General features: G+C 37.4%; 19 protein-coding genes. 12 read left to right on the top strand and 7 right to left on the bottom strand.

What is annotated here, in order from left to right; all coding sequences use genetic code 11:
- The first annotated feature begins 157 nt into the window (after nucleotides 1-157).
- The 3 genes from BR52_RS00540 (at nucleotide 158) to BR52_RS00550 (ending at nucleotide 2,286) form a co-directional block, all read left to right on the top strand.
- A complete protein-coding gene (locus BR52_RS00540; protein ID WP_034573318.1) occupies nucleotides 158-616 on the top strand; it encodes an ASCH domain-containing protein in 459 nt (152 codons plus the stop codon).
- Between the two features lie 32 nt (nucleotides 617-648).
- Nucleotides 649-1,320, top strand: coding sequence for a ribose-5-phosphate isomerase RpiA (gene rpiA / locus BR52_RS00545; RefSeq protein ID WP_034568266.1), 672 nt, complete (start codon nucleotides 649-651; stop codon nucleotides 1,318-1,320).
- Nucleotides 1,321-1,527: 207 nt separating this feature from the next.
- The gene (locus BR52_RS00550) at nucleotides 1,528-2,286 is read left to right on the top strand and encodes a formate/nitrite transporter family protein (protein WP_034568268.1); all 759 of its coding nucleotides are present in this window, start codon (nucleotides 1,528-1,530) and stop codon (nucleotides 2,284-2,286) included.
- A 37-nt stretch (nucleotides 2,287-2,323) separates the two neighbouring features.
- Here the strand turns inward: BR52_RS00550 and BR52_RS00555 are convergent, their stop codons facing one another.
- The gene (locus BR52_RS00555; RefSeq protein ID WP_034573320.1) at nucleotides 2,324-2,530 is read right to left on the bottom strand and encodes a hypothetical protein; all 207 of its coding nucleotides are present in this window, start codon (nucleotides 2,528-2,530) and stop codon (nucleotides 2,324-2,326) included.
- Nucleotides 2,531-2,692: 162 nt separating this feature from the next.
- On the opposite strand from BR52_RS00555, the gene gpmA reads away from it, so the two are divergent.
- The 3 genes from gpmA (at nucleotide 2,693) to BR52_RS00570 (ending at nucleotide 4,517) form a co-directional block, all read left to right on the top strand.
- Nucleotides 2,693-3,376, top strand: a complete 684-nt coding sequence (gene gpmA, locus BR52_RS00560; RefSeq protein ID WP_034568270.1) for a 2,3-diphosphoglycerate-dependent phosphoglycerate mutase — start codon at nucleotides 2,693-2,695, stop codon at nucleotides 3,374-3,376.
- Nucleotides 3,377-3,496: 120 nt separating this feature from the next.
- Nucleotides 3,497-4,204, top strand: coding sequence for an AzlC family ABC transporter permease (locus tag BR52_RS00565; RefSeq protein WP_034568272.1), 708 nt, complete (start codon nucleotides 3,497-3,499; stop codon nucleotides 4,202-4,204).
- Nucleotides 4,194-4,517: an AzlD domain-containing protein gene (locus BR52_RS00570; RefSeq protein WP_034568274.1), complete on the top strand. Its 324-nt coding sequence runs from the start codon at nucleotides 4,194-4,196 to the stop codon at nucleotides 4,515-4,517. Before BR52_RS00565 ends, BR52_RS00570 begins: the two co-directional genes overlap by 11 nt.
- A 43-nt stretch (nucleotides 4,518-4,560) precedes the next feature.
- On the opposite strand, the gene BR52_RS00575 is transcribed toward BR52_RS00570, so the two are convergent.
- Nucleotides 4,561-5,115: an SGNH/GDSL hydrolase family protein gene (locus tag BR52_RS00575; RefSeq protein WP_034568275.1), complete on the bottom strand. Its 555-nt coding sequence runs from the start codon at nucleotides 5,113-5,115 to the stop codon at nucleotides 4,561-4,563.
- Between the two features lie 142 nt (nucleotides 5,116-5,257).
- On the opposite strand from BR52_RS00575, the gene BR52_RS00580 reads away from it, so the two are divergent.
- Genes BR52_RS00580 through BR52_RS12475 form a run of 3 tightly spaced genes read left to right on the top strand, consistent with a single transcriptional unit; the run spans nucleotide 5,258 to nucleotide 7,273 of the window.
- Entirely contained in the window at nucleotides 5,258-5,797 is a 540-nt protein-coding gene (locus BR52_RS00580; protein WP_034568276.1) for an acyl-CoA thioesterase, read from the top strand.
- A 21-nt stretch (nucleotides 5,798-5,818) separates the two neighbouring features.
- The gene (locus BR52_RS00585) at nucleotides 5,819-6,595 is read left to right on the top strand and encodes a GNAT family N-acetyltransferase (protein WP_034568277.1); all 777 of its coding nucleotides are present in this window, start codon (nucleotides 5,819-5,821) and stop codon (nucleotides 6,593-6,595) included.
- A gap of 15 nt (nucleotides 6,596-6,610) precedes the next feature.
- Nucleotides 6,611-7,273 carry a Type 1 glutamine amidotransferase-like domain-containing protein gene (locus tag BR52_RS12475; RefSeq protein WP_051915577.1) on the top strand — a complete coding sequence of 221 codons (663 nt, stop codon included), beginning with the start codon at nucleotides 6,611-6,613 and terminating at the stop codon, nucleotides 7,271-7,273.
- 27 nt (nucleotides 7,274-7,300) lie between these two features.
- On the opposite strand, the gene BR52_RS00595 is transcribed toward BR52_RS12475, so the two are convergent.
- Nucleotides 7,301-8,305: an oxidoreductase gene (locus tag BR52_RS00595; RefSeq protein ID WP_367593379.1), complete on the bottom strand. Its 1,005-nt coding sequence runs from the start codon at nucleotides 8,303-8,305 to the stop codon at nucleotides 7,301-7,303.
- A gap of 81 nt (nucleotides 8,306-8,386) precedes the next feature.
- On the opposite strand from BR52_RS00595, the gene BR52_RS00600 reads away from it, so the two are divergent.
- The gene (locus BR52_RS00600) at nucleotides 8,387-8,848 is read left to right on the top strand and encodes a GNAT family N-acetyltransferase (RefSeq protein WP_034568279.1); all 462 of its coding nucleotides are present in this window, start codon (nucleotides 8,387-8,389) and stop codon (nucleotides 8,846-8,848) included.
- 61 nt (nucleotides 8,849-8,909) lie between these two features.
- Here the strand turns inward: BR52_RS00600 and fni are convergent, their stop codons facing one another.
- From fni to mvk, 4 genes are read right to left on the bottom strand one after another with little or no spacing between them, the layout of a single operon-like run.
- Nucleotides 8,910-9,965, bottom strand: a complete 1,056-nt coding sequence (gene fni / locus BR52_RS00605; RefSeq protein WP_034568280.1) for a type 2 isopentenyl-diphosphate Delta-isomerase — start codon at nucleotides 9,963-9,965, stop codon at nucleotides 8,910-8,912.
- Between the two features lie 22 nt (nucleotides 9,966-9,987).
- Entirely contained in the window at nucleotides 9,988-11,076 is a 1,089-nt protein-coding gene (locus BR52_RS00610) for a phosphomevalonate kinase (RefSeq protein WP_034568281.1), read from the bottom strand.
- 38 nt (nucleotides 11,077-11,114) lie between these two features.
- The gene (gene mvaD, locus BR52_RS00615; protein ID WP_034568282.1) at nucleotides 11,115-12,086 is read right to left on the bottom strand and encodes a diphosphomevalonate decarboxylase; all 972 of its coding nucleotides are present in this window, start codon (nucleotides 12,084-12,086) and stop codon (nucleotides 11,115-11,117) included.
- On the bottom strand, nucleotides 12,076-13,032 hold the full coding sequence (gene mvk / locus BR52_RS00620; RefSeq protein ID WP_034568283.1) for a mevalonate kinase: 957 nt from the start codon (nucleotides 13,030-13,032) through the stop codon (nucleotides 12,076-12,078). Before mvk ends, mvaD begins: the two co-directional genes overlap by 11 nt.
- 379 nt (nucleotides 13,033-13,411) lie before the next feature.
- Between mvk and coaA the strand changes: the two genes are divergently transcribed.
- Complete coding sequence (gene coaA, locus BR52_RS00625) at nucleotides 13,412-14,335, top strand: type I pantothenate kinase (RefSeq protein ID WP_034568285.1); 924 nt, start codon at nucleotides 13,412-13,414, stop codon at nucleotides 14,333-14,335.
- A 131-nt stretch (nucleotides 14,336-14,466) separates the two neighbouring features.
- Nucleotides 14,467-16,005, top strand: a complete 1,539-nt coding sequence (gene guaA / locus BR52_RS00630; RefSeq protein WP_034573323.1) for a glutamine-hydrolyzing GMP synthase — start codon at nucleotides 14,467-14,469, stop codon at nucleotides 16,003-16,005.
- The last annotated feature ends 128 nt before the right edge of the window (nucleotides 16,006-16,133 follow it).

A 16,133-nucleotide genomic window follows, 5' to 3' on the forward strand; every position in this document is an offset into this window, starting at 1 on the left:
ATTATCTCCTATCCTTGAAAAAAATATGGTACAATAAAAATGGTCTTAAAGAAAATTTAATAAAATAACTAACACGTCCTAGTAAAGTAATAGGATTTATTTTATTGATTCACGACGCAATGTGTTATTAGTTGCGAAAGAAAGAATGGTGTTTGATATGGAAAATGAATCCGCGAAACAGCTTTGGCAGAATTTTAAATTACAAAATCCAAACGTACCTGATACTTACTCTGTTTGGGCATTTGGCGACTCAAAAGAAATGGCCGATGAACTTTCAGCATTGGTGCTTTCAGGGTTAAAAACAGCTACTTGTAGTGCGTTGCATGGTTATAAATTAGAAAACGAGCCGATTCCAAAAGCTGGTGATTATTCAGTTATTTTGGATGGAAATGGTGAAGCAATGGGGATTGTTCAAAATCGTAAAGTAACAATTTACTCTTTTGAAGAAGTTCCAGAAACCATCGCTTATGAAGAAGGGGAAGGCGATCGAACCTTAGCCTACTGGCGTGAAGAACATGAAGCATTTTTCAGACGTGCATACGCTGAAATGGATTGGGAGTTTAGCCCATCAATGGAGATTGTGTGTGAACAATTTGAATTGGTTTATGCGGCTTAAAATAAATAGATAACTTTTAGGAGGAACGAGACGTGAATTTAAAGCAAATGGTTGGAGAAAAAGCAGCTGAATACATCAAAGAGGGTATGGTAGTTGGATTAGGAACAGGGTCTACTGCTTACTACATGGTGGAAGCTTTAGGACGTAGAGTGAATGAAGGTTTGAATATTATTGGTGTAACGACGTCAACAAGAACGAAGGAACAGGCTGAAGGCTTAGGTATTCCACTGAAAAGTGTAGACGAAGTAGATGTGATTGACATTACAATTGATGGAGCAGATGAAATCAGTCGTGACTTTCAAGGCATTAAAGGCGGCGGCGGTGCACTGTTATTTGAAAAAATCGTAGCAGATTATTCTAAAAAAGTGATTTGGATTGTAGACGAAAGCAAAATGGTTGATGAATTAGGCGCGTTCCCCTTGCCAATCGAAGTCATGCCTTATGGAAGTCTTCAATTATTTAAAATTTTTGAGGCAAAAGGCTATCAACCAGAATTTCGCTTAGATGAAGCTGGTGAAAAATATGTAACAGATGGCGGTCACTTATTGATTGATTTAAACATGAAAGAAATCAAGGAGCCACATGCCTTAGCAACATGGTTAGATGGCTTAACAGGCGTGGTAGAGCATGGCTTGTTTTTAGATCGTGTGAATACTGTCATTGTGGGTTATGAGAATGGTCCAGTTGTGAAAGAAGTGCGTTAATTCAACTAGTTAAAAGAGATTGACAAAAACGATTCATTAGTCGTTTTTGTCAATCTCTTTTTTGAATCCACTTTTTATTAAATCTTGTGAAAAAAAACACAAAAAAGATTGTAATTTCAAAAAAATCAAGTAAAATAAGAAAGTATTAGAACTTATAAATGATAAAATACGATTCAATTAATTAATCAGTAGGAGTGAAATGAAACGATGTACACACCAGATGAAATTCTAGACATTACCATCCAAATGGGCAAAAAGAAAATTGCCAAACCATTATCAAGTAAGCTATTACTTGGATTTGTAGGAGGGGCGATGATTTCGTTAGGCTATTTAGCTTATATTCGGGTTGCCTCTTCAATGATTGAAGAATGGGGCAGTTTTGCAAGCTTTATTGGCGCTTGTGTTTTCCCAATCGGTTTGATTGTGATTCTTTTAGGTGGAGGCGAGTTGATTACAGGAAATATGATGGCTGTTTCGGCTGCTTGGTTGGATAAAAAGGTAACAATGAAAGAATTGCTTATCAATTGGTTGACGATTACAGTAGCTAACATTGTTGGAGCACTTTTCGTAGCGTACTTTTTTGGTCATATCGTAGGCTTAACAAGTTCAGGTGCTTTTTTACATGAAACAGTCACTTTAGCTCAAGGGAAAGTTGCGGCTAGTCCGCTGCAAGCCTTTATTTCAGGAATCGGCTGTAATTGGTTTGTAGGATTAGCTTTATGGTTATGTTACGGTGCTAAAGATGCATCAGGTAAGATGTTAGGGATTTGGTTTCCTGTCATGACCTTTGTTGCGATTGGGTTTCAACATAGTGTGGCTAATTTGTTCGTGATTCCAGCTGCGATCTTTGAAGGTGGTGCAACTTGGAGTCAACTGATTCAAAATTTTGTTCCAGTTTATTTAGGCAATATTGTTGGTGGATCTGTATTTGTCTCAGCGTTATACTACAAAGCCTTAAAACATTAATAAAAAAACGAATTCCATTATTGGAATTCGTTTTTTTTTATTTATCTGGATTTGCAAAAAAGAAACGGATAATTGATACAAATATAAAGAAAAAGCCGCCAATTAAAATTAAATCCATAATGACATGAATGTAGATCATCAAGCCACCGCTTTTTACTGCATTTTCAAGAAAAGGCATTGTTAAGTAACAAATAAAATAAATAATACTAATCAACCAAGCGCTATAAACGATTTTTTTTAACATAAAATGAATCGTTCCCTTCATTCAAAATGATAGAGTATTTGTTGGAAAAGGACTCTTTACGTATCATAGCAAATCTCTTTTCGTTCTACAAATAAAATTTTCGCATATTCTAGTATTTAGGTGTACAATAGTTGTATCAACAAGAGGAAAGTAGGGATTTTAATGAAATTAGTTTTTGTACGTCACGGACTTAGTGATTGGAATGCCTTGAATCAATTTACCGGTTGGGTGGATGTTGATTTAAGTGAAGCAGGATTAGCAGAAGCAACGGAAGCAGGTCGTAAAATCAAAGAAGCAGGCCTTGAATTTGATGTTGCCTTTACTTCTGTCTTAAAAAGAGCCATTAAAACCTGTCACATCGTGTTAGAAGAATCTGACCAATTATGGGTTCCAGAAGTAAAATCTTGGCGCTTAAATGAACGTCATTATGGAGCGTTACAGGGCTTAAATAAAAAAGAAACAGCTGAAAAATATGGTGCAGACCAAGTTCAATTATGGCGTCGTTCGTATGATACCTTGCCACCATTATTGGCACCAACGGATCCAGGATCTGCAACAAATGACCGTCGCTATGCAAACTTACAAAAAAGTCGTATTCCAATGGGTGAAAATTTGAAAGTAACGCTAGAACGCGTTATTCCTTTCTGGGAAGATCAAATCGCTCCAGCTATCTTGGATCACAAAACTGTTTTAGTAGCAGCACATGGCAATTCATTACGTGCCTTAGCAAAATACATTGAGGGCATTTCAGATGACGATATTATGGCATTGGAAATTCCAACAGGTCAACCGTTAGTTTATGAATTAAATGAAGATTTATCGGTTAGTAAAAAATATTATTTATAAGGGAATAGATTGGAACAGTCTTGATAAAAATCAAGACTGTTCTTTTTTTATTAAAAATAAATGAAAAAAAGATGAGATTTTATGCTATAATGGCAGATACAATTGGGGGGATACATAAATATGAGAAAGCAAGAATGGTTAGAGGCAATAAAGGTCATTTATCCAGTAACAATTGGTTTTGTACCATTGGGAATGGCTTGTGGAATGGTGTTGTATGATGCTGGATTCAGCCCGTTAAGTATTTTATTAATGAGCTTGCTTGTATATGCAGGAGCTTCGCAATTTATGGTGGCTTCGATGCTTGTAATGGGGGCAACGGTGCCGGCGATGATTATGATGACGTTTTTTTTGAATTTAAGACATGTTCTAATGAGTTCAAGTATGTCAACGCATTTTAAAAATAGTTCGATTCCAATGATTTTCTTGTACACACACTCCTTAGCAGATGAGAGCTATGCAGTGAATTACAATCAATTTCATAATCATGAATGGAGTGAAACGAAAGCTTTGAAAACAGGGCTTATTCCGTATGTAGTTTGGGGAATAAGTACTTTTGTAGGAGGAATTATTGGCAGTAATTTAAGCATTAATACAACGATTATGAACTATGTGCTGATTGCGATGTTTATTTGCTTATTAGTGATGCAGTTTGTTTCCCCATTATTTTTAGTGGTAGGGATTGTTGCAGGCTTTTTTTCTGTGGTGTTAATGATTTTATTGAAGCATAATATTGCCTTAGTTATTGCGGCTATTCTAGCGTCTTTTGTGGGATTTTTCATAGATCAGTATTTGACTTCAAAAAAAGGAGCGGTGTCTGATGAGTCGTGAACAGCTTTATTTAATTTTGGGAATGGCAGTAGTAACCTATTTACCAAGAATGTTGCCGATGTTGCTATTAAGCAATCGGGAAATTCCACCTAAGTTTGTAAAATGGATGTCCTTTATTCCAGTTTCTATTTTTTCTGCGCTAATTTGTTCAGATATCTTTTTCTGGCAAGGAGCGTTTTCGATAAATCCGGTTATGAATTTAAAATTATTACCTGCCGTACTTGTTTTGTTTGTCGCTTATTGGACTAAAAATATTATGTGGTCGATTCTTTTTGGCGTTGCAGGGATTTCTTTAATGGTTTCTCTTTTTTAATCAATAAAAAGACAGCTCTTTTTTGAGAGGGCTGTCTTCTTGTCTATGCTTTGATGGCTTTTGCAATTTCCTCGGCTAAAACGTCATAGCCGACCTCGCTAAAGTGAAAACCGTCCTCTTGAAGGCAATCTAAATAATTAGGTCGGTCCAGCATAGCCAATTGCAATTCAGCTAGCTTTGTTTGGTATTGAGTTGCCAATTCACGGACGATATTTCCATAATGGATTAAGCGACTATTTGGGCGTTCTGCTTGTTGGAGTGCCTGATTGCTTAAAGCAGGTGTGATTAAAATTACTTTTGACGCTCCAATGGTTTCAATCATCTTAGTTAGATGGAGTCGATACTCGTCAATTTGCACCAGTAGACCAGTGGATGCGTCGTTTGAACCAAAGAATACAGTAACTAAATCTGGTTGTTTGCTTAAAACGTGTTTTTCTAAGCGAGCAATGCCATCGACTGTCGTGTCTCCAGGGATTCCGACATTTAGAATTGTTTCTTCTGGAAAATAGGTAGCTAATTTTTTAGTTAAAATGGGAGAAACAAAATCATTGGCATAGCCAGCCGTAATACTGTCTCCAAATAAAATAAGTTTACGCATAAAGGATCTCCTCTCTCTGATTTTTATTATAGAGGAGTTTAAAAAAATCTGCTAGTTTATTTGAAGGCAATTAAAGGGAATTTTAAAAGGAAATAATGATATAATAAGTAAGAAGGAATCAACTATTGGAGGAATCAGGATCATGAATCAAGAAACAAAGCGTTTAACAAAAACTTGTGGGGAGTCAAGAGTTGTTCAAACTCATCGTGTTTTTCCCTATGATTTAAATCAACATAAGACCTTATTTGGTGGAAAATTAATGAGTCTGATTGATGACACAGCATCTATTTCGGCTACTCGTCATAGCAGAGCCGTTTGTGTAACAGCGTCAACCGATTCGCTTGATTTTTTACATCCTATTTTTGAGGATCATTCTGTTTGTGTTGAAACCTATGTTACAGGAGTAGGTAAACGGTCGATGGAGATTTTTGCAAAAGTGATGGGAGAAGAGTTGTTAACTGGAAAGCGTTATTTAGCGGCAACAAGCTTTATGACTTTTGTGGCTGTTCCAACAGCTGAGCATCCAACGATTGTTGTGCCACTGATTGAGGCTTCTACAAAAGAAGAAAAAATGGTCTGTAGTGGATATGAAGAGCGTCGTCAAAAAAGAATCGCAAACCATCAATTTAATGAAGCGTTTGCGGATAGTATGACAACCAACACACCATGGTCAGCTACTTGATAAAAAAGGGGAGGGGCTTTTTTGCTTAGAAAATGCACAGAAAAAGATAAAAAGCGGTTATTAGACTACTTAGAAAAAGAACCAGCGCTAAATTTGTTTACAATAGGGGATATTGAGATGTATGGCTTTGAATCGTCGAGTCAAGACGTTTGGTGTTATGAAAATGGGGCGTTGGAAATTGAAGGCGTTCTATTACGGTATAAAAAGAATCTCATCCCTACCCATAGTATTGATTTTTCTGGCATCGAGGAATTTATTTCTTTGATTCGAACCATTGATTTTACTTATTTATCAGGAAAACAAGCGATTTTAAAAGACTATCAAGAGGCTTTTCCATCATTGATTGCCACAAGTACTTATTTTGCTGAATGTCAGAAGTTAGCGGAAAAAGTGGATACGACAAGAGTGGAGGATTTAGAAGTTGAAGGTATTTCCGAGTATTTTCAATTGATGCGTACTTGCTTTAATAAGTGTGAGCTTGTTGCAGAAGAAGTAGTGGAGAAAATTAAATCAGGAAAAGCAGTGATGAAAATTGTTAAAAATCAAGCTGGTAAAATTGTAGCGGGTGGAGAGGTCTCGGTTGAAAGCCAGACTTCTGGAATGATTATTGGCGTAGGGACGTTACCTGAAGAGCGTGGTCATGGTTTTGCCTCAGCGGTGGTGTCAGAGTTAGTTAACCATTGCCATGAGCAAGGAAAATCGGCTTGTTTGTTTTATCATAATCCAATAGCGGGGAAAATCTATAAACGATTAGGATTTCAAGATTTAGATCAATGGATGATGTTGAAGAAAAAGTAGAGAGTAGGCGCATCGATGATGAATAAAAAAGTGAAAAAGATTATTTTAGGTGGTGGAACACCGCCGCCAAGTAAGGAAATCATTGATTATGCGACAGAAGGTTTATCCTCAGGGGCGCGAATTTTATATTTAACGGTTCGAGTAGGTGGAGCGGTAAAATATCAGGAACAATGCCGTCAGCTATTTTATGAAGCCGGCTTTACTCATTTTGAAACGATTTGTGGAGATGATGTGGAAAAAGAGATTCTCATAAAAGCTATCCAGTCAGCAGAGTTGATTTTGATTGGCTCTGGGAATACTTTGAAATATCACCGGATTTACAGCAAAGGCGAAGTGAAAAAAGTGTTAATTGAAGCCTATTACTCAGGCGTTCCTTTAGTAGGATTTTCAGCGGGAAGCTTGATTATGCCAGAAACAATGTTGGTTTCCTATAAGGATAACCTGTTTGGAATCCGTGTAAAAAAAGGATTGGGACTAGTAACGGATTGCGTCATTAGTGCGCATTATTCAAAATGGCGGGAACACCGAATGTTACGAGCAGGACTAAAAAAAGCCAAGGTGCCAATTGGCTATGGTATCAATGATGACAGTTATCTCGTTTTTGAAAACAATCGTCCCCGTTTTTTTGGGACGATTTATATCGAACGAAACCATCAAATAAAAAAAAGCCTCGTCTAACGAAAACGTTAGGCGAGACTCTTTAGCTTAATGAATTTTTACTAAAGTACGACCAGTCATTTCACCGGATAAAATTTTGTTAAAGGCAGTAGGCAATTCGTTCAAGGTAATTTCATTGTCAATCATCATTTCTAAATGATCGGGTTTCATAGTAGTTGCAAGGCGATTCCAAAGGCTTTTTCTTAACGCCATAGGACAACTTACTGAATCAATTCCTGTTAAGTGAATCCCTCTTAGAATAAATGGAAGAACGGTTGAATCAAAGTGAAGGCCTCCAGTATTACCGCTTAAAGCGAGTGTCCCACCGTAGCTTAATTGGGCTAACCATTGAGTAAGTCCATGACCACCAACAGGATCGATGATTCCTTGCCAAAGTTGTTTTTCTAACGGTTTGATTTTTTCCAATTGAAGTTCAGCAGGTGTTGTAACGGTTGTTGCTCCAATGTTGTGTAAATAGTCTGTCGAAGCAGTAGCTTTTCGAGAGGCAGCAGTGATTTGTTGATAGCCTAGTTTGTTTAGCATCGCAATAGCCATACTTCCAACGCCTCCTGTAGCGCCAGTCACAAGAATCGAATCAGTTACTGCCAATGGATTTTGCTCCAACGCGTGAATGGATAACGCAGCCGTAAAGCCAGCTGTTCCAATAATCATCGCCTCTTTTAACGTTAAGCCCGTTGGTAATGGGACAATCCATTTACTAGGGACGCAGGCATACTCGCTAAATCCACCAAAATGAGCAGTTCCTAGCTGATAGCCAGTGACCAATACTTTGTCTCCAATGTTAAAATTGGCATCTGTAGAAGAAACAATTTCACCGCTTAAATCGATTCCAGGTATCATCGGGTAGATCCGAACGACCCCACCGCCTTTTTTTGTGGCTAAGGCGTCTTTATAGTTTACGCTAGAATAATGAACTTTAATAAGGCACTCTCCTGTAGGTAAATCGCTTAAAGTAAGTTCTTCAATTGCTGTTTGGATGGTCTCCGATTCATTTTTTGCCAGCAAAGCTTTAAAGTTAGTCAAATGTATCACGCTCCTAATCATTGTTTATACTCTCTTTACTATAAAGGGAAATGATAGAAAATGCGAGGATAAAAAGAAAGGAAGAGATAGATGATACACTTTCAATCAATTGAAAAAAAGAAGCGAGACCCTTATTTTGACCTGTTGTTGATTGGAGATGAGGGGGTTACTGAAGTTGAAAAGTACCTTGACAAGGGAGAGCTATTGTTAGTGTTAATGGATCAGTTTGCGATAGGTGTGATGTTATTTATTCCAGTTGATCAAACAACAATTGAATTGAAAAACTTTGGTCTTTTACCTGAATGGCAAAGGAAAGGTTTTGGTGGACAGGCATTAATGCTAGCGATAGCTTATTATCGTGAACGCTATCAAAAAATGGAAGTAGGGACAGGGAACTCTAGCTTAGACAATTTAGCATTTTATCAAAAATGTGGATTTCGGATGGTAGCAATTAAATCAAATTTTTTTAGCAACTATGCAGAACCCATTTACGAAAACGGCATTCGGTGTTTGGATTTGGTTGTTTTTGAAAAAACGATTGAGAACAACTAAAAATTGAATAGTTGGATGATGTATAAAATTCCCAATACAATTTTCTTTTTTGTTATTTTTTTTAAGATCGCTTCGCAAACTGCTGGTAATCAATTTCTCTAGCTAGACACCAATCACGAACAGATCCACTAATAATAAGATCGGTTTCTTGCAATTCAGGAATTGTCTTTTTACCAAGGAGCGTCATCATGAGTTTTAGTTCTTCTTGCCAATTTTCAATCGTTTGAATGGTTGAATCAACGCCATCGTTTAAAATAGAATGTAGGAAGAATCCTGATGCACCAACTGCTTTGGCACCTAAAGAAAGAGATTTAATAATGTCGAAGGAATTTCGTACGCCACCAGAAGCAAGTAGATTCATTTTCGTTAAGAAAGATTGAGCTTCCAATAAGGAAATAATTGTTGATTGTCCCCAATTTTCTAAGAAATCAAGAGAATGAGAAGCACGACGAACATTTTCAATTGCAGCAAAATTAGTACCGCCTCGTCCACTTAGATCAACGGTTTCTACACCAATTTCATTTAACAACGAAAGGGTATTGCGGCTCATTCCAAAGCCAACTTCTTTGACAATCACAGGCACATCCACTTGTTTCACGACGGCCTCGATTGAGGTTAGCCAATGATGGAAATCACGATCGCCTTCAGGCATAATCAGCTCTTGAGGGGCATTTACGTGTAATTGAATCGCATTTGCTTGAAGCATGTCAATGGCGCGAAGTGCATTTTCAACCGAATGATCTGCACCAAGGTTTGCAAAAATAAGACCAGCTGGATTGTATTGGCGCAACACCTTGAAGGAACTAGTGACGTTAGGGTCTTTTAAAGCAGCGCTTTGTGAGCCAGAAGCAATCGCAACACCAGTAGCTGCCGCTACTTGAGCAAGCTGGGCATTAATTTTTTCTGTTTTTTCACTTCCGCCAGTCATTGCATTGATATAAAAAGGAGAGGACATATGAAAATCTAAAAAGGAAGTACGAATATCCACATCATTAACAGACATTTCAGGAAAAGATTGATGGACAAAGGCTAGTGAATCATAGTCTGATTGTTTTGGTTTGTTGAAAAATTTTTCAGCAATTTCAACATGTTCATTTTTACGATTTAATTGGGACACTGTACATTCCTCCTAGCTGAATTTATTTTTTTGAGGTGCCATTTTTTTCTGTAAAAACATGGAGAGGTAGCGTCGTGATTCCTACTTCTTCCCAAGCTGTCACTAATGGAAGCAAGCCTTCTTTTTGTTGGAAAACGACAATTCCGCAATCTCCTCCGCCTGCACCAGATGATTTTGCAGCGCCATTAAAGGTTTCTGCTAGATCACAAAGTTTTTTCAAGGCGGGTGTTTCAATTATGACGTTCGTTTTGGCGCTCATTGAAAGCAGTAATTGACGATTTACCCGAATTTGTTTTTGAATGATTTCGATATCGCCATTTTGAAAAGCTTCGATAATAGCATTAACGCAGTTTGTGCTGTTTTTTAAAAAGGTTTCGTAGGCAGTCACATCAAGTTTACGTTGATCATTCACCTTATCAACAAGATTTGAAGTTGACGCAGGTGAACCTGTCCAGCCAATGATGAGACGCAAGTCACGTGGAGGCGTTAAAGGCAAAATGGATAAAGAGGGCCAGTCTAATTTTAAAAGTTCGCTTAGACTTAATTCTTTTTCTTTTGCTAAGACCCAATCACGATCAAAGGTTTTAAAGGCAATCCAACCGCCATAGACGCTTGCAGCAATATCTCCACAAGAACCGTTCCCTTGTACAAATAAATGAGCTAAAGCAGCGATTTTAAAGATTTGTTCTTTTGATAAGTTCAATTCATAATATTTCGAAAGTGCTTTAACAGTTGCCACGGTTACGGCGCCACTTGAGCCTAAACCGTATTTCTTCCCATTTGAATTGTCTAATTCACTTGTGACAGTCAGCTCATAAAAAGATAATTCTTTGCCTTGCTCCTTTGCAAAACGTTCAGTTAAATTCATCGCTTCTAAAATATAATGAAAAGGATTCTCGCGTTTGTCTAATACGAGTTCTCCATTTTGTCTTGTCCAAAGAATAGGGAGTTCGCCATATTGAAAAGAGCGAATGCTTCCATAATTTTCTGCGTGAGTTAAACGAACCGTAATAAATTGGTCAACGGCGACAATAATTGCAGGATGTCCTGCTTCTACGACGGCGTATTCTCCAGCAATATACAACTTGCCGGGGGCTGAAGCTTCAATCATAAAATTAAACTTCCCTTCAAATTAAATAAAATCTAGATTTAGAGTAAACGAATACCAGGACCAACGCCTGCTGAAATTAATTGTTCTTCTTTAAATAGTTGACTAAAACGAGCTTTGACTAATGATAGCTCAGATTTTTTACATAGCACTTTTACATTTGGACCAGCATCCATTGTAAAATAACACTGAAGTCCTGCATGACGTAGCTCACGAACGAGTTGCATGGCTTTGATGCTATCTGATTCCCAATAAGAAAAGGGAGGGTTAGCGCCAAGCATGGTGCCGTGCATTTTCAAACCATTTCGTTCTGTAATTTCGCCAACTTTTTGGAAATCATGTTCTTGAATGGCTTGTTTCATTTCTGCTAAATCAAGTGGCGTTGTTTCAAGCCAGCCTGGATAGAAAGGGGATGTCTCAACCGTGCGTTTCATACCAACACGGCTTGATACGGCTTTTTCATGTTTGTTGACGACAACGATTAGCATAGCAAGATCCCAATTGGCATCATCAACGGGAACAGCATAGGACGTTTCATCGCTATCTCCCATTTGCCATTCTACAAAGCCGCCAAAAATACTTCGTGAAGCAGAACCTGACCCCCTTCTAGCTAAGCGAGATAGTTCAGTTGGCGTTAAGTTTAAATCACAAGCTTGACTGCTAGCACCAGCTAAAGCGGCTAAGCCTGAAGCAGATGAAGCCAAACCTGCTGCTGTTGGAACATGGTTGGTACTATGGATGATTGCAGACGTTGAAATGGCTGCTTTTTCACGAACTAAATCTAAAAAACGGCTGACTTTTTGAGTTGCCAGTTCATCTTGAAGCTGTTCGTTTAAGTAAAATTGATCGTTTTTAAGTGTTGAATCAAAGGTAACTTTTGTATCTGTGTAAAAGGCATCTAACGTTAGAGAAAGACTGCTATTCATTGGTAAAATTAGAGCATCGTCTTTTTTTCCCCAATATTTAATTAAGGCAATATTGGTATGTGCGATCGCGCGACCACTATTTTTCAATTTGATTTGCTCCCATCTGATAAATCCACGTATTTTTAGCACCGTTTTGCTTTAATTTTAGTGCAATCCAGTCAGCATCAGTTTGTGTTTCTGCTAAGGCAATCATGCAACCGCCTAAACCACCACCGGTTAATTTTGCACCAAATGCGCCATTCTCAATTGCCGTATCCACCAGTAAATCTAAGGTTGAATTGCTAACACCTAACTGTTGAAGTAAATGATGTGCTTGGTTCATACTTTCGCCAAGCGTTTCTTTATCATTGCTGCTTAATGCTAGTTTTGCTTGTTTTGAAAGAGTTCCTAGTTGGGTGATTTTTTGTTGAGTAGCTGCTTGATGGGTGATAAATTGCTCTTCAATTAGTTGAATCGCTTTTTTTGTTTGTCCCGTAATGCCAGTATCTGCAACAATCAAGCAGCCATTAAGATTTAAATCAAAGGCTTCAAAAGCTTGGTTTTTCACATAATAAAGGGGTGTAGTCCCACTCGTCATGGCAGCATCTAAGCCACTGGGATTGCCATGAGCGATCGTTTCAGCAACATCAATTAGATGCATTAATTGTTCTCTTTCAAGAGGCTGATTGAAATAATCATACAAAGCTCTGATTGTCGCAACGGCAACGGCAGCACTTGACCCCATGCCACGTTCCGGTGGAACCATACTTGTAATTGTAATTGAAAAATCAACAGCAGATTTCTTTAAAACGGCAAGTGTTTCAGAAATGGCTGTTAATAAACTGTTGAGTCGTAATGGAGCCTCTTGTAATAAGCCACGATAAAAGGTGCAGTCAAGAGTTGCAGGTCCAATTTTTTGTTCAATTGTTGTTTGGATGGAAACTGCTGGAAAAGGAATTGCAATCGCTGGCTCTCCGTAAACGACAGCGTGTTCTCCCATTAAGATAATTTTTCCATTAGCTGTCCCGAATCCCTTTTTTGGCTCTTGATTCATTGCAAGAACTCCTATCCTATATAATCAATCTTATTTTCTACATTAATATAGTAGAAACAGGCAAAACGTATTAAAAAGCATACCGCCAAAAATTTTAACATAGAATAACTGATTTTACTATTATATCTCAATATTTAAGGAAATTTTAATGCTTAGGATAAATCTAGTGAACCAGTCTATTTTATCGAATAAATGGCAAATAGTAAATTGAATGACTTAAATTTTAGAAATTCTTCGTGAAACTAAGAAAAACTTAACAGGAACTCAAGGTTAAACTTAAGAAATAAAAGAAATCAAAAAAACTTGTGGGAAAACTATATAAATGACTGCTTTTTTGGTACAATAATCAAGAAGTTAACCCTAGGAGGATCCAATTGTTATGAAGGAATCAGCGACATATCATATAATTGAGCGGGATGAATGGCAAGAATTTTATCAAAATAGTGTCGCTCCTTTGACGAAAATAGAATTAGAACAGCTAAAAGGATTAAATGATCGAATATCTTTGACGGATGTTGAAGAAGTGTATATCCCTATCGCTCATTTAGTTGATATTTATTTAAAGCAATATGAAGATCTACAAGAAAATAAACTGCGTTTCTTAAAGAAAAATGTAGAGAAAAAGCCGTTCATTATTGGCATTGCAGGAAGTGTAGCAGTAGGAAAGAGCACGACAGCACGTCTCTTACAGATGATTTTATCGCGTGTTTATAAAACCAAGCGTGTTGAATTGATTACGACGGATGGCTTTTTATACCCTAATCATGAGCTAGAAAAACGTGGCATTATGGATAAAAAGGGATTTCCTGAAAGTTATGATATGAATCGCTTGATTAACTTTTTAGGAGACGTGAAAAATGGCGTTCCTCATGTTGGGGCACCACTTTATTCACATGAGATCTACGACATTATTCCAGAGGAATTTGAATATATTGACCAACCCGATATTTTGATTGTAGAAGGCATCAACGTGTTACAATTGCCTCAAAATCAACAAATTTACGTCAGCGACTTTTTTGATTTTTCCATTTTTGTGGATGCGGAGCCAGATTTAATTGAACAGTGGTATTTAGAACGGTTTGGCTTATTGCTTAAAACAGCCTTTAAAGACCCGACAAACTACTATTACTCCTATGCCATAGGAAATCAGGAAGAAGCCTTTACAATGGCGCGAGACGTCTGGAAACGAGTGAATTTAACGAATCTAGAAGAATACATTATGCCCACGCGAAATCGAGCCGATTTGATTATTCATAAAACCACCAATCACAAAATCGACCAACTGTATTTAAGAAAATATTAGAAATTGCTTCAAAAAGCGTGAGAAATGTTGACCAAAGGCAAAAGAATCGCTACAATATACGAATAACCAAGACTTGTTTGACAAGTCAAAAAAATAAGATGGGGTGAGCGCAAGTGGCCAAAGCTACTGATATGACAACGATTGAAAAAATTATTGTGCTTGACTTTGGAAGTCAATACAACCAATTAATTACTAGACGCATCCGTGAATTCGGTGTCTATTCTGAATTACTTTCTCATAAAATCACTGCGGAAGAAATCAAAACGATGAACGTTAAAGGGATTATCTTCTCAGGAGGACCAAACAGTGTTTATGATGAGGGTGCATTTAAAATTGACCCAGCTATCTTTGACTTAGGAATTCCAATTTTAGGAATTTGTTACGGAATGCAATTGATGACGGATGTATTAGGTGGAAAAGTTGAAGCAGCCAATAACCGTGAATACGGAAAAGCTGAAATCGTGATTGAAGACGCCACTGCTCCATTATTTAAAGGATTAGCAAAAGAAGAAACGGTTTGGATGAGTCATGGTGATTTAGTAACTAAAGTCCCAGAAGGCTTTACTATTTCAGCAACAAGTGCTCATTGTCCAATTGCTTCAATGTATGACAGCAAACGTAACTTCCATGCAGTTCAATTCCATCCAGAAGTACGCCACTCCGTTAACGGAAACGAAATCTTAAAACATTTTACATTTGATATTTGTGAGTGTGCAGGAGATTGGAGTATTTCAAACTTTATCGAGCTTGAAATTGCAAAAATTCGCGAAACAGTAGGCGACAAAAAAGTTCTACTTGGTTTATCAGGCGGAGTAGATTCAAGTGTTGTTGGTGTTCTTTTACAAAAAGCAATCGGGGATCAATTAACCTGTATCTTTGTTGACCACGGCTTATTACGTAAAAATGAAGGCGATCAAGTAATGGGAAGCCTTGAAGGTAAATTTGGTTTGAACATTATTCGTGTTGATGCAAAAGAACGCTTTATGGAAAAATTAGCTGGCGTAAGCGATCCAGAACAAAAACGTAAAATTATTGGAAATGAATTTGTTTATGTTTTTGATGATGAAGCAACTAAATTAGACGGAATTGATTTCTTGGCACAAGGAACACTTTATACAGATGTAGTTGAAAGTGGAACCGACACTGCCCAAACAATCAAATCACACCACAATGTTGGTGGACTTCCAGAAGATATGCAATTTAAATTAATCGAACCTTTAAATACTCTATTTAAAGATGAAGTTCGTGAATTAGGAATCGAGTTGGGCATGCCTGAAAGTTTAGTATGGCGTCAACCATTCCCAGGTCCAGGTCTAGGAATTCGAGTTCTTGGCGAAATTACTGAAGAAAAATTAGAAATCGTTCGCGAAAGTGATATGATTTTACGCGATGAGATTGCTAATGCAGGTCTTGACCGTGACATCTGGCAATATTTCACCGTTCTACCTGGCATCCGTAGTGTTGGTGTTATGGGAGACGGCCGTACGTATGACTACACTGTTGGAATCCGTGCGGTAACTTCAATCGATGGAATGACAGCTGACTTTGCACGTATCCCTTGGGATGTTTTGCAAAAAATCTCTGTTCGTATTGTTAATGAAGTAAGTCATGTAAATCGTATTGTGTATGATATTACGAGTAAGCCACCTGCAACTGTGGAGTGGGAATAAAATAAATTAAATCGTAAATCCTTAGTTAGTAAGGATTTACGATTTTTTTTTTGAAATATTGTAAAATAACTATCTAACTATGATAAAATAGAATTAAATTAAAATCGTTATTTTAATTATCTAGAATA

The sequence above is a fragment of the Carnobacterium divergens DSM 20623 genome, assembly GCF_000744255.1.
Classification (GTDB): Bacteria; Bacillota; Bacilli; order Lactobacillales; family Carnobacteriaceae; genus Carnobacterium; species Carnobacterium divergens.